The organism is Citrobacter sp. C1 (assembly GCF_014596895.2).
In the GTDB taxonomy this organism is placed as follows: Bacteria; Pseudomonadota; Gammaproteobacteria; order Enterobacterales; family Enterobacteriaceae; genus Citrobacter; species Citrobacter gillenii.
The window spans coordinates 2,742,550-2,763,470 of record NZ_CP115035.1; the positions used below are offsets into that span (position 1 = coordinate 2,742,550).

At 50.6% G+C, this 20,921-nt stretch carries 23 protein-coding genes; 10 read left to right on the top strand and 13 right to left on the bottom strand.

The features are described 5' to 3' along the window. The first annotated feature begins 138 nt into the window (after positions 1–138). Positions 139–246, top strand: a complete 108-nt coding sequence (gene yniD, locus IB214_RS13220; protein ID WP_096757254.1) for a small membrane protein YniD — start codon at positions 139–141, stop codon at positions 244–246. Positions 247–432: 186 nt separating this feature from the next. Here yniD and IB214_RS13225 read toward each other — a convergent pair whose 3' ends face one another. Both IB214_RS13225 and IB214_RS13230 read right to left on the bottom strand, forming a co-directional pair. Further along, positions 433–666 (bottom strand): hypothetical protein, encoded by a 234-nt coding sequence (locus tag IB214_RS13225; protein WP_096757255.1) that lies wholly within the window; start codon positions 664–666, stop codon positions 433–435. 266 nt (positions 667–932) lie between these two features. Continuing rightward, entirely contained in the window at positions 933–1,691 is a 759-nt protein-coding gene (locus tag IB214_RS13230) for a YdiY family protein (RefSeq protein ID WP_117342997.1), read from the bottom strand. A 287-nt stretch (positions 1,692–1,978) separates the two neighbouring features. Between IB214_RS13230 and pfkB the strand changes: the two genes are divergently transcribed. Together pfkB and IB214_RS13240 are read left to right on the top strand one after the other, a co-directional pair. Then, on the top strand, positions 1,979–2,908 hold the full coding sequence (pfkB, locus tag IB214_RS13235) for a 6-phosphofructokinase II (RefSeq protein WP_117342996.1): 930 nt from the start codon (positions 1,979–1,981) through the stop codon (positions 2,906–2,908). Positions 2,909–3,171: 263 nt separating this feature from the next. After that, the gene (locus IB214_RS13240) at positions 3,172–4,032 is read left to right on the top strand and encodes a fructosamine kinase family protein (RefSeq protein ID WP_117342995.1); all 861 of its coding nucleotides are present in this window, start codon (positions 3,172–3,174) and stop codon (positions 4,030–4,032) included. A 68-nt stretch (positions 4,033–4,100) separates the two neighbouring features. Here the strand turns inward: IB214_RS13240 and IB214_RS13245 are convergent, their stop codons facing one another. Then, entirely contained in the window at positions 4,101–4,637 is a 537-nt protein-coding gene (locus IB214_RS13245; protein ID WP_117342994.1) for a YniB family protein, read from the bottom strand. Positions 4,638–4,807: 170 nt separating this feature from the next. Here IB214_RS13245 and hxpB point away from each other — a divergent pair, with 170 nt between their 5' ends. The 4 genes from hxpB to tcyP all read left to right on the top strand — a co-directional run bounded on the left by hxpB (position 4,808) and on the right by tcyP (position 8,597). Then, positions 4,808–5,476 (top strand): hexitol phosphatase HxpB, encoded by a 669-nt coding sequence (gene hxpB / locus IB214_RS13250; RefSeq protein WP_096757260.1) that lies wholly within the window; start codon positions 4,808–4,810, stop codon positions 5,474–5,476. Positions 5,477–5,625: 149 nt separating this feature from the next. Further along, a complete protein-coding gene (gene kduD / locus IB214_RS13255; protein ID WP_117342993.1) occupies positions 5,626–6,387 on the top strand; it encodes a 2-dehydro-3-deoxy-D-gluconate 5-dehydrogenase KduD in 762 nt (253 codons plus the stop codon). Positions 6,388–6,482: 95 nt separating this feature from the next. After that, on the top strand, positions 6,483–7,070 hold the full coding sequence (locus IB214_RS13260; RefSeq protein WP_096757262.1) for a metal-dependent hydrolase: 588 nt from the start codon (positions 6,483–6,485) through the stop codon (positions 7,068–7,070). Between the two features lie 135 nt (positions 7,071–7,205). Continuing rightward, the gene (gene tcyP / locus IB214_RS13265; protein ID WP_096757263.1) at positions 7,206–8,597 is read left to right on the top strand and encodes a cystine/sulfocysteine:cation symporter; all 1,392 of its coding nucleotides are present in this window, start codon (positions 7,206–7,208) and stop codon (positions 8,595–8,597) included. Between the two features lie 64 nt (positions 8,598–8,661). Here tcyP and cedA read toward each other — a convergent pair whose 3' ends face one another. Further along, positions 8,662–8,904, bottom strand: coding sequence for a cell division activator CedA (gene cedA, locus IB214_RS13270; RefSeq protein ID WP_244207865.1), 243 nt, complete (start codon positions 8,902–8,904; stop codon positions 8,662–8,664). A gap of 212 nt (positions 8,905–9,116) precedes the next feature. On the opposite strand from cedA, the gene katE reads away from it, so the two are divergent. Further along, positions 9,117–11,375 carry a catalase HPII gene (katE, locus tag IB214_RS13275; protein WP_117342991.1) on the top strand — a complete coding sequence of 753 codons (2,259 nt, stop codon included), beginning with the start codon at positions 9,117–9,119 and terminating at the stop codon, positions 11,373–11,375. Between the two features lie 36 nt (positions 11,376–11,411). Here the strand turns inward: katE and chbG are convergent, their stop codons facing one another. From chbG to osmE, 7 genes are all read right to left on the bottom strand, one after another. Next, positions 11,412–12,170 carry a chitin disaccharide deacetylase gene (gene chbG / locus IB214_RS13280; RefSeq protein WP_117342990.1) on the bottom strand — a complete coding sequence of 253 codons (759 nt, stop codon included), beginning with the start codon at positions 12,168–12,170 and terminating at the stop codon, positions 11,412–11,414. A 12-nt stretch (positions 12,171–12,182) separates the two neighbouring features. Continuing rightward, positions 12,183–13,538: a 6-phospho-beta-glucosidase gene (locus IB214_RS13285; RefSeq protein ID WP_117342989.1), complete on the bottom strand. Its 1,356-nt coding sequence runs from the start codon at positions 13,536–13,538 to the stop codon at positions 12,183–12,185. Positions 13,539–13,661: 123 nt separating this feature from the next. Next, positions 13,662–14,504, bottom strand: coding sequence for a transcriptional regulator ChbR (chbR, locus tag IB214_RS13290; RefSeq protein ID WP_117342988.1), 843 nt, complete (start codon positions 14,502–14,504; stop codon positions 13,662–13,664). A 10-nt stretch (positions 14,505–14,514) separates the two neighbouring features. Beyond that, positions 14,515–14,862 (bottom strand): PTS N,N'-diacetylchitobiose transporter subunit IIA, encoded by a 348-nt coding sequence (gene chbA / locus IB214_RS13295; protein WP_096757270.1) that lies wholly within the window; start codon positions 14,860–14,862, stop codon positions 14,515–14,517. 54 nt (positions 14,863–14,916) lie between these two features. Continuing rightward, a complete protein-coding gene (gene chbC, locus IB214_RS13300; protein ID WP_115258672.1) occupies positions 14,917–16,275 on the bottom strand; it encodes a PTS N,N'-diacetylchitobiose transporter subunit IIC in 1,359 nt (452 codons plus the stop codon). A gap of 85 nt (positions 16,276–16,360) precedes the next feature. Continuing rightward, positions 16,361–16,681: a PTS N,N'-diacetylchitobiose transporter subunit IIB gene (gene chbB / locus IB214_RS13305; protein WP_003832547.1), complete on the bottom strand. Its 321-nt coding sequence runs from the start codon at positions 16,679–16,681 to the stop codon at positions 16,361–16,363. A gap of 298 nt (positions 16,682–16,979) precedes the next feature. Further along, positions 16,980–17,321, bottom strand: coding sequence for an osmotically-inducible lipoprotein OsmE (osmE, locus tag IB214_RS13310; RefSeq protein ID WP_117342987.1), 342 nt, complete (start codon positions 17,319–17,321; stop codon positions 16,980–16,982). A 334-nt stretch (positions 17,322–17,655) separates the two neighbouring features. Between osmE and nadE the strand changes: the two genes are divergently transcribed. Next, on the top strand, positions 17,656–18,486 hold the full coding sequence (gene nadE / locus IB214_RS13315; protein WP_115258674.1) for an ammonia-dependent NAD(+) synthetase: 831 nt from the start codon (positions 17,656–17,658) through the stop codon (positions 18,484–18,486). A 131-nt stretch (positions 18,487–18,617) separates the two neighbouring features. Beyond that, complete coding sequence (gene cho / locus IB214_RS13320; RefSeq protein WP_115258675.1) at positions 18,618–19,505, top strand: excinuclease Cho; 888 nt, start codon at positions 18,618–18,620, stop codon at positions 19,503–19,505. On the opposite strand, the gene ves is transcribed toward cho, so the two are convergent. Further along, positions 19,465–20,040, bottom strand: a complete 576-nt coding sequence (gene ves / locus IB214_RS13325; RefSeq protein ID WP_115258676.1) for an environmental stress-induced protein Ves — start codon at positions 20,038–20,040, stop codon at positions 19,465–19,467. The genes cho and ves overlap by 41 nt on opposite strands. Before the next feature lie 342 nt (positions 20,041–20,382). Next, positions 20,383–20,868 carry an ATP-independent periplasmic protein-refolding chaperone Spy gene (spy, locus tag IB214_RS13330; protein WP_096757276.1) on the bottom strand — a complete coding sequence of 162 codons (486 nt, stop codon included), beginning with the start codon at positions 20,866–20,868 and terminating at the stop codon, positions 20,383–20,385. Positions 20,869–20,921 lie beyond the last annotated feature (53 nt).

A 20,921-nucleotide genomic window follows, 5' to 3' on the forward strand; every position in this document is an offset into this window, starting at 1 on the left:
CGCCTGACAGTGTACACGGCATTACGGGTCGTTCAAAGCGACAATCAACGCGCCATCTATGATGTAAATCAATTCACTGGCGCCCTGCCGTCTTTGTTACACTATGCGGTAATCATTGTTACTGACCAGGAAAGAACCATGCCAAAAAATCGCTTTGCCAAAAAACACTGGAAAATGGTTGTGGTACTGCTCGTCATTTGCGCGGCAATGCTGATGTTAAGGTGGGCAGCAATGATTTGGGGTTGAACCGTCACGCCGTTAATAAATGGTACTTTGCGTTATTTCGCGATGTACACAGATGCATCCAATAAATTAAAAAAGATATTTCAATATTACTTTACTGTTTATGACAAAATAAAAACCGGTACATCAATATCCGGTTTTTTCATTACGACATTTGGCTGAATAGACGTCTGGACACTGATGAAGATATTAAGACCATTCGCCAGCAACCAGGGTATGAACATTAAACGCATCATTCATACTTTGGCCAGTTGACTGGGAACCAGGAGCGATATTTGAACCTGCTTCCACATCAGAGGCATGCGTGATGCCAACTTGTGTCGTGTTATCAGACGGTGCGTTGGTGACCGGAACGGCTGCAAACACGCCGAAGGACAGCGCAGAAAGCACGATGACAGCAGCCGTCGCTTTGATATTTTTCATAGGTATCTTCTCTTACTTGAATTAATGCTAAGGTCTGAAGGCGATTAATTGCCTGTAGGTAAGAGTGTAGATCTGGCTCACATTTTTTCCTAGTCAATTTATTTATCAATTCGTGTCAAATAAATTGAATATGTACCCAAAAGAGTAATTATGGAGAAAGTATGAAGAAAAGTTTTTTTTCGAAAAAATTAAAATGCCGGTCAGAAAATAATAACACTGAAATTTTATTTGGTAAAGCCGGGCCATTTATTTGACCCGGTTTTTTACTACATACGATAGCCGAGCGAAACGGTCGTACGACGATCGGTATGTTCCGGTGCCGTAGCCGGTGGTTCTGAGTTCCAGGTGACGTTATAAGCCACTTTCAAACCGAAATGTTCGTTGATAGCCACATTTAACGCTGTTTCAGAGTTAAGCGTCGTATCTTCAGCACCAAACACCGACACCCCTTGTGTGAATTTGGTGGTGTCCGTCATCTGCCACGCATAAGCGCCTGACGCATAACCCAGCGGCTGCGTTTCGGTTGTGCCATCGGTGTGTTCGTCATAGCGTACGCCTGGACCGAATTCGAAACGGAAGCTGTGTACCGGCCCATTAAGGAACTGACGACCATAACCTGCAGTCAGTACGTCACGCTCGCGATAGCCGTTGTAGCGGTCGGTCAACCAACTGGCCTGTCCGAACAGATAATCATAATCCGTCATATTAAAACGACTACGACCACCTACGGCGTATTTCTCCGAAGAGCGTTCATCATTCGACGAGGTATTGCTGGCATTGCCCCATAGAGACCACGCCGTGGTTTCACCGTACCAGGTCATGGTGGTATCTGCGGTTAAAGAAGAACTTTTTGTGTTGCCTGACTGGGCGAGGTATCCCGCGTTCAGGTTACCTTCAAAGGGTTTTTTCGCGCTGGAGGGGTCATCCATGACAGTAAAAACGGAATCATCGGCGGCGGCATGCATTGACGCAAACACGCCCCCCATCAGCACGAGTGCTGCGGGTACTGTCTTCAAAAGCTTCATTTATAAAGAGTCCGTACAACAAAAAAAGAGACCATTACGGTCTCGGAAACTTTCATAGGGATCAATGACAAAAGCCCCTTGAAAGGTAACAAATTATAAAAAGACTCGAATAACATAGCAATAATTTCTTATTTCATTTTTTGAATAAGAGCGTTCTTAAACCGTAATTTTATTTATATATCTTTGCCGAGATAATTTTAAATAAAGATGCGATAAATCATGTTGTTAATTACTTCACTTTCGTCACATTAAGTGCCAGACTGAGGACAGCCTAACAGGAGGTAAAGATGGTACGTATCTATACGTTAACACTTGCGCCCTCTCTCGATAGCGCAACAATCACCCCGCAAATCTATCCCGAAGGTAAACTTCGCTGCACCTCGCCGGTTTTTGAACCCGGTGGTGGTGGTATTAACGTGGCCCGCGCCATTGCTCATCTTGGCGGAAACGCAACGGCTATCTTTCCGGCTGGCGGCGCTACCGGGGAACACCTGGTATCATTGCTTGCCGATGAAAATGTCCCGGTCGCCACCATAGAGGCCAAAGACTGGACCCGGCAAAATCTTCACGTCCACGTAGAATCCAGCGGCGAGCAGTATCGATTTGTTATGCCTGGGGCAACACTTACCGATGACGAGTTCCACCAGCTTCAGGATCAGGTATTGGAAATTGAGTCCGGCGCGCTGCTGGTGATAAGCGGCAGCCTGCCACCCGGCGTGAAGCTTGAAAAACTCACCCAACTTATTACTGCGGCACAAAAGCAGGGCATTCGCTGCATTGTTGATAGCTCAGGTGAGGCACTGACTGCCGCATTAACGCTCGGCAATATCGAACTGGTCAAACCCAACCTCAAAGAACTCAGCGCATTGGTTAACCGCGAACTCACACAACCTGATGACGTCCGTAAGGCCGCAGAGGAAATTGTGCACAGCGGTAAAGCGCAACGTGTTGTCGTTTCGTTGGGACCGCAAGGGGCACTGGGCGTTGACGGTGAAACCTGCGTACAGGTGGTACCCCCGCCGGTTAAGAGCCAAAGTACCGTTGGCGCGGGTGACAGTATGGTCGGCGCGATGACGCTGAAACTGGCACAGAATGCACCATTTGACGATATTGTTCGTTTTGGCGTAGCGGCAGGTAGCGCGGCAACCCTCAATCAGGGTACCCGTTTATGCTCGCAGGACGATACGCAGAAAATATACGCATACCTTTCGCGGTAATGCCCTTCCCCCTCATCATCAGGGGGATTTACCGACAAAACTGTCGACATACGTGTTATGCGTCTATGCTGAAAAATCACGTGATAACAAAGCAGTGGATCACGTGAACCCAGAACTGCAGCGCTCTGGCAAGGAGTGAAATAGCAACAAACATTACGTGCTTTTTCAGCGATAACGCGTCCACGGTGTGCGTTGGTTCGTGTTTTTTTACCGCATTATTGCGCTAACCTTATGATCTGGCAGACAACATGGGGAGAGACATCATGTGGCAGGCTATCAGTCGTCTTTTAAGCGAGCAACTCGGTGAAGGCGAAATCGAGCTGCGTAATGAACTGCCCGGCGGTGAGATCCACGCCGCATGGCATTTACGCTATGCGGGGCGCGATTTTTTCGTCAAATGCGATGAAAGGGAGCTATTAACCGGCTTTACTGCAGAAGCCGACCAGCTGGAACTGCTTTCCCGCAGCAATACCGTTTCAGTCCCCAAGGTCTGGGCGGTCGGTGCAGACAGAGACTACAGCTTTTTGGTGATGGATTTCCTCCCTCCCCGTCCACTGGATGCCCACAACGCCTTTATTCTCGGACAACAGCTCGCGCATCTTCATGAATGGAGCGATCAGCCGCAATTTGGCCTCGACTTTGATAATGCACTCTCTACCACGCCACAACCCAATACGTGGCAGCGTCGCTGGTCTACCTTTTTTGCAGAACAGCGGATTGGCTGGCAACTGGAGCTTGCCGCCGAAAAAGGGATCGCGTTTGGCAATATTGACGCCATTGTTGACCATGTTCAGCAGCGTTTGTCATCACACCAGCCACAGCCTTCACTACTGCATGGCGATTTGTGGTCGGGGAACTGCGCCCTTGGCCCTCATGGTCCCTACATCTTTGACCCCGCCTGCTATTGGGGCGACAGAGAGTGCGACCTGGCAATGCTGCCATTACATAGCGATCAGCCACCGCAAATTTATGACGGCTATCAGTCGGTTTCCCCCCTGCCGCTGGATTTTCTCGACAGGCAGCCTGTCTATCAGCTTTATACGCTGCTGAATCGAGCGATTCTGTTCGGCGGGCAACATATGGTGGTGGCGCAGAAAGCGATGGACAGGATACTGGCGGCTTAACAGATATATAGCGGAAGTTCTTTGCTAATCAGGCCCGCAGCTTTCGCGTGGGCCTGATAGTGACGCGCTTACAAAAAACCTAGTAGCGAAAAGAAGAAATAGCCAATCACGATGACGATAACCGGCAAAATATAGAGCGGGAATATTTGTAAGAAAATCGTATGATGCGGCACGACAATACGCGACTCAATCTGCTCTCGCGATAACCCTTCACTGCCCTTCGCCTGCTCCAGAATCAGCTGATCTTCAACGCCTTCACGTAAAAAACGAGCCTGACGGCTCATGCGAGCACCCGAATCCTGCATCGCCAGCCCGATAAAAATAAGAATAAAAATCAGCCAGAAAACCAGATTCAGTCCGCTTTGAAAATCAGGTGTCGGTGAGTTATACCAAAACAGGTTAAGAAAGGGAGTGTTTACCCGCATCATGTCAATCATCACGTGGGCAAAGTCGAGCATCACCGCGTTAATCCCCTCCTGCTTTTCACTGTGCGCATACATAAACTTCAGTACTGAAACCAGCGTTGAAATCAGCGCCGGGATGAAAACCACCCATCCCACCAGCCTTTTCAAGACAGCAATGCGTCCAGCTTGTTGATACGTCATGAGTTCCCCTTGATTAAGACGTGTCATTTTGGCCTAAGTTTACCCGTTGATAACCATTTTCGCCTGATCTTTAAAGGCGGTATAATCGAGGATTAGCCATAATGAACGCTGAGAGCCGGTTCACCCAGGCTCTTAATCCCTGCTGTTTCATGTTCAAAGGAGAGGTTGTGATGTCAACCCCGCGTCAAATTCTTGCTGCAATTTTCGATATGGATGGATTACTGGTCGACTCTGAACCCCTTTGGGATCAGGCTGAACTGGATGTGATCGCAAGTTTAGGCGTAGATATCACTCGCCGCCATGAACTGCCCGATACGCTGGGGCTGCGTATCGATATGGTTGTAGATCTGTGGTTCGCCCAGCAACCGTGGAGCGGCCCATCTCGCCAGGAGGTCACCGATCGCATTATCACCCGGGCTATCGCCCTGGTTGAAGAGACAAAACCACTGCTGCCTGGCGTACGTGAAGCCGTCGCGCTGTGCAAATCCCAGGGCTTACGAGTGGGTCTGGCATCAGCCTCCCCGTTGCACATGCTGGAAAAAGTGCTGACGATGTTTGATCTTCGCGACAGCTTCGACGCACTGGCCTCGGCAGAGAAATTGCCCTACAGCAAACCGCATCCTCAGGTCTACCTCGACTGCGCGGCAAAATTGGGTGTGGAGCCCTTATCTTGCGTAGCGCTGGAAGATTCTGTCAACGGCATGATTGCATCAAAAGCAGCACGCATGCGCGCGATCGTCGTACCTGCACATGAGAACCAGGACGATGCCCGCTTTGTTCTTGCTGACGTTAAATTGACCTCGCTGGCCGATCTCACCGTCACGCATCTACGCGGATAATTCCCTGATGGGCAATGGTTGCATTGCCCGTTTTGCCAGGTCAGTCATATTTTTGAAACGTTGTTTCATTTTTCATTGTATTTCCTGCCAGCCTCTCCTATTCTTTCACTCACAGCATGCGTTAAAACCATTTGATAGCCGGGGTGAATATGATTTTGGATGCTTTTCGTCTTGAAGGTAAAGTAGCAATCGTCACCGGATGTGATACCGGGCTTGGGCAAGGTATGGCGGTCGCGCTGGCGGAGGCCGGCTGCGACGTGGTCGGCGTCAATCGTAAAATTCCTGTGCAAACCGCTGAGAAAATCCATGCACTCGGGCGACGCTTTCTGACTATCCAGGCCGACCTCAGCCAGCAGGAGTCGCTGAACGATATCGTGACGCAAACGGTCTCCACCTTTGGTCGGATCGATATTCTGGTCAATAACGCGGGGACCATTCGCCGTGAGGACGCCCTGAGCTTTAGTGAGCAAGACTGGGATGATGTGATGAACCTGAATCTCAAATCCGTTTTCTTTTTGTCACAGGCCGTCGCCAGACAATTCCTGAGCCAGGGTCAGGGCGGAAAAATCATCAACATTGCGTCAATGCTCTCCTTCCAGGGCGGTATCCGCGTACCTTCCTACACCGCTTCAAAAAGCGGCGTGCTGGGCATAACCCGCCTGCTGGCCAATGAATGGGCCGCACAGGGTATTAACGTCAATGCCATTGCGCCGGGCTACATGGCGACCAACAATACGCAGCAACTGCGGGACGATGCCGACCGTAATCAGGAGATTGTCGACCGTATTCCGGCCGGACGCTGGGGAACGCCTGACGACCTGAAAGGCCCGGCAGTATTCCTTGCCAGCCGCGCCTCTGACTACATTAATGGTTATACATTGGCCGTCGACGGTGGCTGGCTGGCACGTTAATCGCTTATTTGTGACAAAGGGTTACAACGTCACCTCTTTCGCCTACTGTATAAAACCCCTATACTGTATGAATTGACAGTTTATTGGGTTTTATCATGACGGCGGAAGGCCACCTTCTTTTCTCTATTGCCTGTGCGGTATTTGCCAAGAATGCCGAACTGACGCCCGTTCTCGCGCAGGGTGACTGGTGGCATATTGTTCCTTCAGCTATCTTGACCTGCCTGCTGCCCGATATCGATCATCCCAAATCGTTGCTGGGGCAGCGTCTGAAGTGGGTCTCAAAGCCCATAGCCCGGGCATTTGGTCATCGCGGGTTTACGCATAGCCTGCTGGCGGTGTTTGCCTTGCTGGCGACGTTCTATTTGAAAGTACCCGAGACCTGGATAATCCCGGCGGATGCGTTACAGGGGATGGTGCTCGGCTACCTTAGTCATATTCTGGCCGATATGCTGACCCCAGCCGGCGTTCCTTTGCTGTGGCCCTGCCGCTGGCGCTTTCGTCTGCCGATCCTCGTACCGCAAAAAGGCAACCAGCTGGAGCGTTTTTTATGCATGGCGCTGTTTGCCTGGGCTATCTGGATGCCACAAACTTTGCCTGAAAACAGTGCAGTACGCTGGTCATCGCAAATGATTAATACGCTACAAATGCAGTTTAATCGTTTTATAAAACACCAGGCTGATTAAGAAATCGGCCAAAATGTCATTTTTGGCATAAACAATTCCATTTGAATATAAGAGGCAAGTCACAGTTCTGCTAATCTTGCGCCAACAGAATCACTGTAGTTCGGTGATACATAAAAAAAGATCAGGAGAACGGGGATGAACTTTCCATTAATCGCGAACATTATCGTGTTCGTTGTACTGCTGTTCGTGCTGGCGCAAGCCCGTCACAAACAGTGGAGTCTGGCCAAAAAAGTACTGGTTGGTCTGGTTATGGGCGTGGTATTTGGCCTTGCCCTGCATACGATTTACGGCTCAGACAGCCAGGTACTGAAAGATTCTGTACAGTGGTTCAACATTGTCGGCAACGGCTATGTTCAACTTCTGCAAATGATCGTCATGCCGCTGGTATTTGCCTCTATCCTCAGCGCCGTTGCGCGTCTGCACAACGCCTCTCAGCTGGGGAAAATCAGCTTCCTGACCATCGGGACGTTGCTGTTTACAACACTTATCGCCGCGTTAGTTGGGGTACTGGTCACTAACCTGTTCGGCCTGACGGCGGATGGACTGGTACAGGGTGGTGCTGAAACCGCCCGTCTGAACGCCATCGAAACCAACTACGTGGGTAAAGTTGCCGACCTGAGCGTGCCGCAACTGGTGCTGTCGTTTATCCCGAAAAACCCGTTTGCCGATCTCACTGGCGCTAACCCAACCTCCATTATCAGCGTTGTTATCTTCGCCGCATTCCTTGGTGTCGCGGCCCTGAAACTGCTGAAAGATGATGCCCCGAAAGGCGAACGCGTATTAACCGCTATTGATACCCTGCAAAGCTGGGTGATGAAGCTGGTTCGTCTGGTGATGCAGCTGACGCCGTACGGTGTTCTGGCGTTGATGACCAAAGTGGTTGCCGGCTCCAACCTGCAGGACATTATTAAGCTGGGCAGCTTCGTGGTGGCTTCGTACCTCGGTCTGGGCATCATGTTCGTGGTACACGGTATTCTGCTGGGTATTAACGGCGTGAGCCCGCTGAAGTACTTCCGTAAAGTCTGGCCGGTACTGACATTTGCCTTCACCAGCCGCTCCAGCGCTGCGTCTATTCCGCTGAATGTGGAAGCGCAAACCCGTCGTCTGGGAGTGCCTGAGTCGATTGCCAGCTTTGCCGCCTCTTTTGGCGCCACGATTGGTCAAAACGGTTGTGCGGGGCTGTACCCGGCAATGCTGGCAGTGATGGTTGCGCCGACTGTGGGGATTAACCCACTCGACCCAATGTGGATTGCAACGCTGGTCGGTATTGTGACCGTTAGCTCCGCCGGAGTCGCGGGTGTGGGTGGGGGTGCAACGTTTGCCGCACTGATCGTGCTGCCGGCGATGGGCCTGCCGGTTACGCTGGTCGCTCTACTGATCTCCGTAGAACCGCTGATCGATATGGGTCGTACTGCGTTGAACGTCAGTGGCTCCATGACTGCCGGTACGCTCACCAGTCAGTGGCTGAAGCAAACCGACAAAACGATTCTGGACAGTGACGATAACGCCGAACTGGCACACCGTTAAACCGGTTTCCTGAAGCGTAAAAAACCGCCGGAGTATCATGCTCCGGCGGTTTTTTTATATCCCATTAATTGCTCAGTTCGTTTTCCTGACGGACCTGGTTTGCCCAGCGTTGCGCCGACTCCGGAACCGTAAACGCAGGCGAACGTTGAAACGCCTCTCCTATTAAGACAAAAGCGACATATTTTCCGCGCAGTATCCATACGTCACGAAACGCATCCATTTTTATCGCATGCTCTGGTGGCGCGGGCTCCACACGCGGAACGTAGCTGATAACCTTGCGATTTTGTTGGCGAAGAGGTTTCATAATCAGTTGCTTCACTAAAGACAAATTCTAAAAATCAGAAAAACGCTATCTTAGCCGATTTTGCGCCCTGACGTCCTGCCTTGCGTGCGCTGTTTGCCTTGTTCATTACAGTATTCCCCTTCAACGGATCCCGGCTCACCTGGATGCGTGGTCTATAGTTAATGTTTTTGACAGCAACAACGACCCTTTCAGCAATGAAAACAGGAGACGAGTTCATGTCGCAGAATGACAAGCATCCACTCAATCACCCGGCACCGGTTCATGATGCCAGCGAATCCAGACCAGGGCTCGATTCCCTGGCCCCCGCAGACGGCTCGCACAAACCCGACGCCAAACCCACACCGCCGGGCATGCAGCCCACTGCCCCTGGTAGTGCGAAGGCCCCCGACACCGTTAATGACAAACTCAACTCACTGGAGCCATTTCGTAAAGGCAGTGAAGATTTTGCCCTGACCACCAATCAGGGTGTCCGCATTGCAGACGATCAAAACTCATTACGCGCCGGAAACCGTGGGCCGACGCTGCTCGAGGATTTTATCCTGCGTGAGAAGATTACCCATTTTGATCATGAACGCATTCCGGAACGAATCGTTCATGCCCGTGGCTCCGCCGCGCATGGTTACTTTCAGTCCTATGCCGATTTAAGTACCGTCACCAAAGCCGACTTCCTGTGCGAGACAAATAAGATAACCCCGGTTTTTGTGCGTTTCTCCACCGTCCAGGGCGGCGCCGGTTCAGCAGACACGGTCCGGGATATTCGCGGATTTGCCACAAAGTTTTATACCGAAGAGGGGATATTTGACCTGGTAGGAAATAATACACCGGTGTTTTTTATCCAGGACGCCCATAAATTCCCGGACTTCGTCCACGCGGTTAAACCAGAGCCGCACTGGGCTATTCCACAGGGACAAAGCGCGCATGATACCTTCTGGGATTACGTCTCTTTACAGCCAGAAACACTGCATAACGTGATGTGGGCCATGTCAGACCGTGGGATCCCTCGCAGCTATCGCACGATGGAAGGCTTTGGCATCCACACGTTTCGACTGATTAACGCGCAAGGCAAAGCCACCTTTGTACGCTTCCACTGGAAACCCCTGGCAGGCAAAGCCTCTCTGGTTTGGGATGAAGCGCAAAAACTTACCGGTCGAGACCCTGACTTCCACCGTCGCGATCTGTGGGAGGCCATCGAAGCCGGTGATTACCCGGAATATGAGTTGGGACTGCAACTGATTGCGGAAGAGGACGAGTTTAAATTCGATTTTGATCTGCTCGACCCAACAAAGTTGATCCCCGAGGAATTGGTTCCGGTTCAGCGCGTCGGAAAAATGGTGCTTAACCGTAACCCGGATAATTTCTTTGCCGAAAACGAGCAGGTAGCATTTCATCCAGGACACATCGTCCCCGGTATTGATTTCACCAACGATCCGCTGCTACAGGGCCGACTGTTTTCATATACCGACACGCAGATCAGCCGTCTGGGCGGACCTAACTTTCATGAAATTCCGATTAACCGCCCGACCTGCCCGTATCACAATTTCCAGCGCGACGGCATGCATCGCATGGATATTGATACCAACCCGGCCAACTACGAACCAAACTCGATCAATGATAACTGGCCGCGCGAAACGCCACCTGGCCCTAAACGCGGGGGTTTTGAATCGTATCAGGAACGTATTGAAGGCAGTAAGATACGTGAAAGAAGCCCCTCTTTCGGCGAATACTATGCGCACCCTCGCCTGTTCTGGCTAAGTCAGACGCCTATTGAGCAGCAGCATATTGTTGGCGGATTCAGTTTTGAACTGAGCAAAGTCACCCGCCCGTATATCCGCGAGAGAGTGGTTGAACAACTGGCGCACATTGATACCACCCTTGCACAATCTGTTGCCGACAACCTCGGTTTTGAACTAACCGACGAACAGCAGCAAATCGCCCCACCTGCGGACGTCAACGGGTTAACTGAAGCCCCATCACTCAGTTTGTACGCAGGGGCACAAGGCGATATCAAAGGCCGGATAGTGGCCATTTTGCTGAATGACGAGGTCAAATCGGCCGATATGCTCACCATCATGCAAGCTCTCCAGTCCCGCGGTGTGCATGCAAAATTGCTCTATTCGCGTATGGGGAACGTGGTTGCCGACGATGGCTCGGTGCTGAACATCGCCGGTACCTTTGCCGGTTCGCCATCACTGACCGTGGATGCGGTCATTGTGCCTTGCGGCAATATTGCGGATATCGACATACGCGGCGATACCCGTTACTACTTACTGGAAGCATACAAACATTTGAAACCCATTGCGCTGGCAGGCGATGCGCGTCAGTTGAAAGCCGTGCTGAAGGTTAGCAATCAGGGTGAAGAAGGGATTGTAGAAGCGGACAGCGCAGATGCGCAGTTTATGGATACCTTGCTGGCGCTCATGACCGCGCACCGTGTCTGGTCTCGCAGCGGAAAAGTCGACGCCATTCCGGCCTAAAAAAAGCGGCGCATTGACGCGCCGCAAACTCAGGAATTACACGTTCAGAAAACTGCCGAGACGATAACCGCGCTCCGCAATAGCATATTTCAATACCGGAGACGTCAGCACATCAAGTTCAGTTAAGCGGGGGTAACAGTAGGCGCTTTGTCGAATGATATTATCGACAAACGCCGGGTGGCACATCACTTCCAGCGAGGACTCGCCCCTGTCTGCTGAGGCGTCTAGCACCTGCAAAAACAGCTCTTCGGAAATCGCCTCGCCGTAAAACTCGCTGCTAAATCCCTGCGACGTGCGCAACGCAACAGGTAAGTCAGCAGCCTCAAACACCGTCTGACGATCGATGCGTAACGCAATACCGTGCTGGGCCGCAAAATTGGCCACTACAGGGAAAATCTGCGGGAACATATGCACATGGTGATGGCTATCCAGATGCGTCGGCTCCCGGCCGAACAGGTCGATGAAACGCTGATACTGTGCGGCCAGCTCGTGCGAAATTTCATCCAGCGGCAAGGTGTCCTCCTCGGCCATCTGCCAGATCCATTTCCCCAGCAGTCCGTCGCGGGTCAGCCCTGGCATTGCCGTCAGCGGTTTCCCCAGCGTCAGCACAAAGTGCATGCCAACAGCCAGTTCAGGAAGCTCACGACTCAACTGCACCGCATGCTCAATGGCCTCGCCGTTGACCAGCGCCGTTGTCGAGGTGACAACACCATGGCGACAAGCGTCAATAATGCCGTAGTTTTGCCCTTTGCTCAGGCCAAAATCATCCGCATTCACAATCAGTACGCGTTCCATAGCCGACCTCTATCAGTGTTGTTCGCTTTTGAGCGTCTCGATGCACCCGGCAAAGTTTGGCAGCCATTTTTCATGGGCAAGGATCAGTTCCCGCGCCAGAATTTCGGCATCACGGTCAGAATGCACCAGTGGGCTCAGATTTAACGCCAGCAGCACATCATTAAATTCACCGCTCAGTGCCGCATTACTCGCCGCCACCTCAAAACCTTTAATGGTATAGATAAGGCCAAGCACTTTCTCATCAAAATGCGTGATCCGTGGATGCGGGGTCGCGCCATTGCGCCCCAGCGTACAGGTCATCTCAACCGCCCAGTCCGCAGGAATGTTGTCTACATGACCATGGTGAGGAATGTTGACATAGTGCTCGGTCTGCTTGTCATTGTAGATGGCGTTGATCACCTCACACGCCGCATCGGAGTAATACGCCCCACCGCGCTGCTCAAGCTCCTTCGGTTTCACATTCAGTTCAGGATTTTTATACAGCTCAAAAAGTTGTTTCTCAACTTTTTGCACAACCTGCGCGCGTGCACCGCCCTTATAGTATTCACCCATTTCAATCGCAAGCATCTCTTTTGGCTTGAAGTAGTAAAGCAAATACGAGCACGGCAGCAGTTTCAGCGAGCGAATCAATCCTTCGCTAAACGGCAGGTCGAAAATGTTCTTCACGGTGGACGCTTTTAACTGCCCCGAGGCCACGCCGTCGAGCAGTTCGTCAAAACGTGACTCGCCGTTGACCAGCACATCTTTAATAAACACCATATGGTTCAGACCAAACAGATCGATAGATAAATCATCGCTCTCTTTTAACGCCAGCACGTCGGTAATAAACATTTTCATGCCGATCGGAATATTGCATACCCCGATGAATTTCTTAAAATTCGTATGGCGATAGACGGCTTCAGTGACCATTCCGGCCGGGTTAGTAAAGTTAATCACCCACGCATTCGGGCACAGTTCTTCGACATCTTTCACGATGTCAAAAATAACAGGAATAGTCCGCAAACCTTTAAACAGGCCGCCCGCGCCGTTTGTCTCCTGGCCCAGGTAGCCGTGGCTCAGCGGGATTCGCTCGTCCTGCTCACGGGCTTTAAGTTGTCCAACGCGCAGCTGCGTGGTCACAAAGTCAGCGTCTTTCAGCGCTTCGCGACGATCCAGCGTTTTATACAGCTTCATCGGCACGCCGGCATTGTCGATCATGCGTTGGCACAGGTCGAAAATAATATCCAGCTTCTCTTTACCGCCGTCGACATCAACCAACCACAATTCAGATACCGGTAATTCATGATAACGCTTAATAAAGCCTTCAAGTAATTCAGGGGTGTAGCTGCTCCCGCCACCGATAGTGACGACTTTTAATTTCTGGCTCATACTTTCTCCCTTCAGTGTCAAAACACTGACGTGTATTATGCTCAACCCGTTTGTCAGATATAGCGTGGCTGTCCCGACGCTATTTTGGGCAAGCTATAAAAATGGGTTATTGGCAAATAATAGCTACTGATTAAACTCAGTTAACTTCTTCCGGTAGCTATTGGGCGTAAACGACGTCAGTTTTTTAAACGTTTTAATAAACAGGCTTGGGCTGCTGTAACCAGACTCATAAGCAATATCCGTGACCGAATAGTTGGTCATTTCCAGCTGTTTTTTAGCAAAGTTAATGCGGATTTCATTAATAATCTGCATCGGTGTTTTACTGTAATAACGCTGGGTGGCACGAGTCAGATATTCCTGAGATTTTGCCGACAGCTGGACCATGTTTTCCAGCGCATTTTCGCTAAACTGACGTTTGTCGTGCATCGTTTCCACGGTCGCTCTCAGCCATTGTGGAATGTCATCCAACACTTGTTCTTCACGGTGATGCCGGAGTCGATTAATAATGTAGAAGGTGACCACTTCGACAAATTCATCCAGCCCGCTCTCGCGAAAGTTCAGTGATGCAATGACCGTTTCGATATAGGTGAGAAAGGAGTTATTCGCCCGATACACCTGCGATGCAACAAAACAAAACGGCAATAAAGGATGATAGTGCTGTTCAAAAAAACGCTTACTGATACCGACGTTAAGGATCCGCGTGGCGCCGAAATCATAGAAACTTTGGTGATGCGATCCCAGGGGGATAAAAACAAAGTCACCACGTTCCAGCAGCACACGTTTACCGTTGATTTCCTGATAATAGCGACCGGTTAATACCAGCGTAAATTCATAGTAATCGTGCTGATGCAGTCCACTGATACTTTCAGTTTTGTTATAGATAAACACATGGAAATTTTTGCCATTAAACAACTGCTGCTCGTAAACGGTTTTGATTTCCGGTGCGTTAATCTGTAATTGCATCATGCACTCCTCGCTATTTCAGCTTCTCGTGAAGCTCAATCAGTTCCGTCACCAGCTCGCGTGCCAGCATCGACGTCATCAGGTGATCCTGTGCGTGAACCAGAACCAGGCTCACTTTCATTTTACCTTCGCCCTGATCGCCTTCAATCAGTTTCGTTTGTACGAGGTGCGCTTCGTTCAGCGCCATTCGAGACTGTTCCATCATGGCCTTCGCCGCCTCAAAATCGCCCTGTTTGGCCATCTTGAGTGCGCCATAGGCCAGGCTACGCGCCTGCCCCGAATTGATGATAAGCCCCATCACCACTTCTTCAAGCTCTTCAGCTTCTGATGATGTATCCACGATATTTTCGATATCCAACATACTCTTTTCCTCTGGTCCAGTCCGGCATGACCGAGAGGCCATGCCGGATTAAATTTAGAATTTCAATGCGTTAGCGATATCTTCTTCGCTTTCTTCTTTATCAATGACGTTCTGCGCTTTGTTGGCGACGACGACGAATGGCAGATACACCAGCGTGGCGACCCCAAGGTTGAACAGTGCCACCAGCAGAGCCGCAACGCTACCGTTGGTGTTAAAGAACGCGCCTAACCCGGTTGGCATCGTCCACGGCGCAATATTGGTAATCGGTGGAATAATGCCAGTGTAGTAGGCTGCCAGCATAATCGCGGCCAGAATCGGTTGAACCAGAATAAACGGGATGAACATAACCGGGTTCATGATAATTGGCAGACCGAACAGAATCGGTTCGTTAATCTGGAAGATACCTGACGGCAGGGCCAGTTTCGCCACCTGACGATAATCCGGACGACGAGATGCCAGGAAGATAGCAATAATCAGACCCAGGGTTGCGCCGCTACCGCCGAGGAAGATGTAGGAGTCCAGCATCGGTTTTGCCCAGACGTGGAACGTCTTACCGGCTTCCAATGCTGCGTCTACAGAACCAAACTGTTGATAGATAGCGATGTTTTCCAGTGCCCAAGGCGTCATGATACCGCTGTCCAGCGCGGTCAGCGCCAGTGAACCGTGAATACCAAAGAACCACAGCAGCGGAACAAAAATCACGTAAGCCCAGCCCACTACGCTGCCCAGCGACGCCAGCGGAGTCGAAATAGAATCCATGATGATCTGGTGGAAGTTGGTGCCCCAGATTGCCAGTGCCCAGCCAATGATCCCCATAATGGAGAGAATGATAAATCCAGGAATCAGTGCTGAGAAGGAGCGCGAGACCGAGGCAGGAACACTATCGGGTAATCTGATAACCCAATTACGACGGACCACAAAGGTGAACATTTCTGCGACCACAAGACCGATAATAATACCGGAAATAATGTTCGCACCACCCAACCAGTTAGCACCAACGGCATAGGCTTCACCCACACTATAAGGCGTGACGGTCATAAAGGCTGCGACGGAGAGCAAACCTGCGGCCAGAGAGTCAACTTTGCGTTCATCGGCCATCGCCATGCCGATAAAGAAAGGCGCCATCAATGACATGATACCCAGCGTACCGTTATAAACGTTCCCACCGATACCTTTTAAGCTATTGAGATTCTCAATAGTCGAAGCATCAAGTCGGATACCCATTGAATAAAAAAACGACCCCTCCCCAAAGCTCAGGAAAACGTTATTGATTAATACAAACATGGCCCCTGCGAGGGTTAACGGCATTAAACGAATAAAACCGTTTTTGATTGCATTAACGTGTGGCTGCTTTCCAATTTTTACAGCAAAAGGAAGGAGTACCTTTTCAAGTGAAGCAATAGCGTTACTCATAGAAAAATACCCTTAAATACCGCAATATAATATTGCGGTGAATGTTAATGAAATAACTCTTTGACGGGAAATTTAAAAAATATAATTAATTTGCTGCGGCTTTTTTAATTGCTGCAACTGCAGCCTTAAGCACGCCTAAACCATCGACTTTGCCATATAACAGCGAGTCAATCACTTCTACAGGCTTGTTAGGTAACAAACGCTGAATTTCGGGTAACATATAAGCAATTTGCGGGCCTAATAACACGACGTCAGCAACAGGACCTTTTTCCCCAGCCAGCGTTTCAGGGAATGCTTCAATAATAACCGGCACTTCGTATTTTTCAGCCTGCGCACGCATCTTCGAAACTAACAAGGAAGTCGACATGCCCGCAGAACAAAACAGATAAATGTGTTTCTTTTCCATAAAAACGATCCTCATATGCGATTATCTGTCATCCAGACACTCCGCAAGCCATAACCTGCATCCATGCTCTGGGTAACTTGCGTCAGCTAAATTACTTTTTTAGGTGGCTGAAATGAGTATACGGGATTGCACCAGAGGATGGTATTTCCTTGACCAACTAAATTGTCTCTCATTGACCTGGCGTTATGACACCCCTCACATTTCAGGCAAATAATTCGCGACATTAAATAAGATCGTACGGCACAAAAAAACCGGCGCAATGGCCGGTTCCGTTGAGTGCTCAGGCATTAAGCAGTCGTTACTGCTTCGCCGCCTGCGGATCGGTGTCGTACTCGGCACAGGTCTGATAACCAGAATTAACCACGTGTCCTGTATCATCCAAAGCTACAAAATAGGTCTCTGCTTTACCATCTCGTTGACCCAGGATGTAGGTCTGACACGTCCCGCGAGCATGCACCATTGTCACTTCAGAAGACGGCTTGCCGGCAATCTGCGCAACCTGCGCCCGGCTCATCCCTTTCTTCACATCTTTCACCACGGGCTGAACAAATTGGTCTTTTGTACGATCGTAGGCCGTACACCCCGCCAGCATAGTCAATACCGCCGCTGTACCCAGAATTCCTGTTAGATTCTTGTTCATTTTCTCGTCCTCTTGTTTTTCAGCGTGTTATATAAGCCTGGAGCACAACAACACATTTTTCAAGCTTACAGATGAGTCTCACACCATTTCGGAAAAATCTATACCCTAAATAATTCGAGTTGCAGGAAGGTGGCAAGGGAGCGAATCCCCAGGAGCTTACTAAAGTAAGTGACTGGGGAGAACGAGTGCAGCCGACGCACATGCAACTTGAAGTATGACGGGTATATTAAAACAAAATACTGCGATATCAGGCTGCATCCCTTGTCGTTTGGACGTCAACGCGTTAGCTTTAACCGATCATATTTTTTGTCATTATTTTTTTCGGAGGGGTTAGATGACTCTGCAGCAAGAGATAATCCAGGCACTTGGCGCACAGCCGCACATTAATGCAGAAGAAGAAATTCGCCGTAGCGTAGATTTTCTGAAATCCTATCTGAAAACCTATCCTTTCCTGAAATCACTGGTATTAGGGATTAGCGGCGGTCAGGATTCAACGCTCGCCGGAAAGTTATGCCAAATGGCCATTTCAGAGCTGCGCGACGAGACCGGGAACGACGCGCTGCAGTTTATTGCCGTGCGCCTCCCTTACGGTGTGCAGGCCGATGAACAGGACTGCCAGGACGCCATCACCTTCATTCAGCCGGATCGCGTGTTAACCGTCAATATCAAAGCTGCGGTGCTGGCCAGCGAACAGGCATTACGTGAAGCCGGTATTGAGCTGAGCGATTTTGTGCGCGGTAATGAAAAAGCCCGTGAACGTATGAAGGCACAGTACAGCATCGCCGGAATGACCAGCGGCGTAGTGGTAGGTACCGATCACGCTGCGGAAGCGATTACCGGCTTTTTCACCAAATATGGCGATGGCGGCACCGACATTAACCCACTATTCCGCCTCAACAAGCGTCAGGGGAAACAGCTGCTGGCCGCGCTAGGCTGTCCGGAGCACTTATATAAGAAAGCGCCTACCGCCGACCTCGAAGACGATCGCCCTTCTCTGCCCGATGAAGCCGCCTTAGGCGTAACGTACGACAACATTGATGATTATCTGGAAGGCAAAATTCTGGATGATGCTATCGCGAAGAAAATTGAAGGCTGGTATTTAAAGACGGAACACAAACGTCGCACGCCCATTACGGTGTTTGACGATTTCTGGAAAAAAGCGTAATCCACCTTCTTGCATAACGCCGGACAGCAACAAAGCTTCGTATGTCCGGCGTCAACAACTTCACACATGTTGCTTTTTTAATCAACAATCGCCTGCTACACTGGATGAATAACCAGCATCCGGAGTAAACAGTGGTACGCCGCCAATCAGCCCCTCGTATTACCTTTGAAGCAGCTGCAATTTATGAGTACCCCGAGCACCTGCGCCCCTTTTTACAAGCGCTTCCGGCCACGCCCGGTGTTTATCTGTTTCACGGCGAAAGTGACACCATGCCGCTTTATATCGGTAAAAGCATCAATGTTCGCAGCCGGGTGATGGCGCATCTACGCAACGCAGACGAAGCGGCCATGCTACATCAATCCCGACGTATTACCTGGATTTGCACGGCGGGTGAAATGGGTGCCCTGTTGCTGGAGGCACGACTAATTAAAGAGCAACAACCTTTATTCAATAAGCGCCTGCGCCGCACTCACCAACTCTGTGCTCTGCAATTAACCGATCAACGCCTCCAGGTTATCTACGCGCGCGATGTGGATTTTTCACAGACCCCGAATCTGTTTGGCCTGTTTGCACACCGGCGCGCGGCGCTGCAGGCATTACAGACGGTCGCCGACGAGCACCAGCTTTGCTACGGTTTGCTGGGACTGGAGCCGCTAAGTCGCGGTCGCGCCTGCTTTCGCTCAGCGCTTAAACGTTGCGCCGGAGCCTGCTGTGGGAAAGAAAGTCCCGAGGCGCATCATCTGCGTCTGATGGCGGCACTGGAAAGATTGCGTGTGCTCTGCTGGCCGTGGAGCAATGCGATTGCGCTAAAAGAAAGCCGCGCAGAAATGACCCAATATCACATTATCAATAACTGGCTATGGCTGGGCGCGGTTTCATCGCTGGATGAAGCCGCTACGCTGGCACGAATGCCCGCCGGCTTCGATCAAGATGGTTACAAAATTCTCTGCCGGCCGGTAATGTCCGGTCACTATGACATTATTGAACTGGATCCGGCGAATGCCCCGGCATCCAGTTAATCTCACTAAACAACAGCTTCCCTTCCGCTTTTAACAACCGCAGCGTGTGCTTGCCGTCGTGCCAGCATGCGCCCTGGTCCGCCGTCAGTAACTTATCGCCCAACTGCCAGGCTCCGCTTAACACAAACACCACACCGCCGCGCGAACCAAAGGTGGTAAACGTTCGATCCGCAACCCTGACTTTGGCCTGGCAGACATCACGACGGGTCATAATATTGAAATCCATCGACATCTGACCTTCTGTCAGTTTGGCTTTGACTACCTGATCGCCCGCAAAGGTAAACGGTTGATGCTGTTTCAGGGTATGGCTGAAGGGATTGGCGCCTTCCAGAGTCACTTCGCCTCCTTCCAGCAGGGTAATCACTCGCTCTACGCCCGGGAAAAGAGAAAACTCACCGTTCGCGGCAATGGACGCGATACTTGCCCGCCAGTGAAAATCGCGGGTCGCTGGCGGAAAACAACAAATCTCTCGCGTTTCACCCGCACCATTGCGCCAAAGATTAACCGGCATTTTGCGGATATCAAAGTATTCCATCATCCCTCCAGAAAGGCGCGGTACGTCAGCATGACGCTCCCTGGCCGCCATAAGTTTACTCTGCACATTTATTGTTATCGGCAGCAGAGTTGATTTGCCTTAGCGAGGATGAGGACGTTTTAAGAAAAAAGATTAACGCGCTGATCCAGGTAGAATTTTCGCAGGCTTCAGGAGAATAGCGTGTCGGTTGCAGGGTGCAATAGGCTGGAAAGAAAAAACCGCCGATCCTGCCCACCTCGTTAAACGTGTTGTGGACAAGACCGGCGGTCTTGAGTTTTGATTCGCGCCGTCCTGAGTAATGCCCAGACACAACGCGAATAATGTAGTGTAGACGCTAATCGGTTACTCAGCAGCCTCTGGCATTTTACCTTTCTGCGCCGCGCGTTCTGTCAGACGCTTCTCAAAATTGGCATTAAACTGTTTTTTCTGTTCCGGCGTCAGGATGTTGTAAATCTTGTTCTGGGTTTCCATATGCGCCAGCATATTAGCTTTGCGCTGTTCTTCCATCTTCGCAATCTGCGCTTCAGCTTTCGCTTTGTCGAAGCTGTCGCTGGCGATGATATCGTGCATTGCACGGCGTTCTTCCAGCGGCGGACGTTTCATCTGATCGCGCTGGCCTTTCATAATGTCGCGGATCTGCTGTTTCTGCGCATCAGTCAGATTCAGATCTTTAAACATCATGTCGTGGTGCGGGCCAAACTTGCCGTTATGGTGCATCATCGGTTTGGCATCAGCCGGAGCGGTAGTTGTGGTATCAGCGGCGTGTGCCAGATTTGCAGCGCCCAGCGCCAGAGTAGAGGCAACAAACAGAGCAGTCAGTTTACGCATAATTTCTATCCTTCCTTTCAGTTATTCTGACGACATTCTTACGATGCTTATCT

Excerpts from the sequence above, each read along its gene's own strand:
- yniD (WP_096757254.1), top strand. The coding sequence starts at position 139 with ATGCCAAAAAATCGCTTTGCCAAAAAACACTGGAAAATGGTTGTGGTA.
- IB214_RS13225 (WP_096757255.1), bottom strand. The coding sequence starts at position 666 with ATGAAAAATATCAAAGCGACGGCTGCTGTCATCGTGCTTTCTGCGCTG.
- IB214_RS13230 (WP_117342997.1), bottom strand. The coding sequence starts at position 1,691 with ATGAAGCTTTTGAAGACAGTACCCGCAGCACTCGTGCTGATGGGGGGC.
- pfkB (WP_117342996.1), top strand. The coding sequence starts at position 1,979 with ATGGTACGTATCTATACGTTAACACTTGCGCCCTCTCTCGATAGCGCA.
- IB214_RS13240 (WP_117342995.1), top strand. The coding sequence starts at position 3,172 with ATGTGGCAGGCTATCAGTCGTCTTTTAAGCGAGCAACTCGGTGAAGGC.
- IB214_RS13245 (WP_117342994.1), bottom strand. The coding sequence starts at position 4,637 with ATGACGTATCAACAAGCTGGACGCATTGCTGTCTTGAAAAGGCTGGTG.
- hxpB (WP_096757260.1), top strand. The coding sequence starts at position 4,808 with ATGTCAACCCCGCGTCAAATTCTTGCTGCAATTTTCGATATGGATGGA.
- kduD (WP_117342993.1), top strand. The coding sequence starts at position 5,626 with ATGATTTTGGATGCTTTTCGTCTTGAAGGTAAAGTAGCAATCGTCACC.
- IB214_RS13260 (WP_096757262.1), top strand. The coding sequence starts at position 6,483 with ATGACGGCGGAAGGCCACCTTCTTTTCTCTATTGCCTGTGCGGTATTT.
- tcyP (WP_096757263.1), top strand. The coding sequence starts at position 7,206 with ATGAACTTTCCATTAATCGCGAACATTATCGTGTTCGTTGTACTGCTG.
- katE (WP_117342991.1), top strand. The coding sequence starts at position 9,117 with ATGTCGCAGAATGACAAGCATCCACTCAATCACCCGGCACCGGTTCAT.
- chbG (WP_117342990.1), bottom strand. The coding sequence starts at position 12,170 with ATGGAACGCGTACTGATTGTGAATGCGGATGATTTTGGCCTGAGCAAA.
- IB214_RS13285 (WP_117342989.1), bottom strand. The coding sequence starts at position 13,538 with ATGAGCCAGAAATTAAAAGTCGTCACTATCGGTGGCGGGAGCAGCTAC.
- chbR (WP_117342988.1), bottom strand. The coding sequence starts at position 14,504 with ATGATGCAATTACAGATTAACGCACCGGAAATCAAAACCGTTTACGAG.
- chbA (WP_096757270.1), bottom strand. The coding sequence starts at position 14,862 with ATGTTGGATATCGAAAATATCGTGGATACATCATCAGAAGCTGAAGAG.
- chbC (WP_115258672.1), bottom strand. The coding sequence starts at position 16,275 with ATGAGTAACGCTATTGCTTCACTTGAAAAGGTACTCCTTCCTTTTGCT.
- chbB (WP_003832547.1), bottom strand. The coding sequence starts at position 16,681 with ATGGAAAAGAAACACATTTATCTGTTTTGTTCTGCGGGCATGTCGACT.
- osmE (WP_117342987.1), bottom strand. The coding sequence starts at position 17,321 with ATGAACAAGAATCTAACAGGAATTCTGGGTACAGCGGCGGTATTGACT.
- nadE (WP_115258674.1), top strand. The coding sequence starts at position 17,656 with ATGACTCTGCAGCAAGAGATAATCCAGGCACTTGGCGCACAGCCGCAC.
- ves (WP_115258676.1), bottom strand. The coding sequence starts at position 20,040 with ATGGAATACTTTGATATCCGCAAAATGCCGGTTAATCTTTGGCGCAAT.
- spy (WP_096757276.1), bottom strand. The coding sequence starts at position 20,868 with ATGCGTAAACTGACTGCTCTGTTTGTTGCCTCTACTCTGGCGCTGGGC.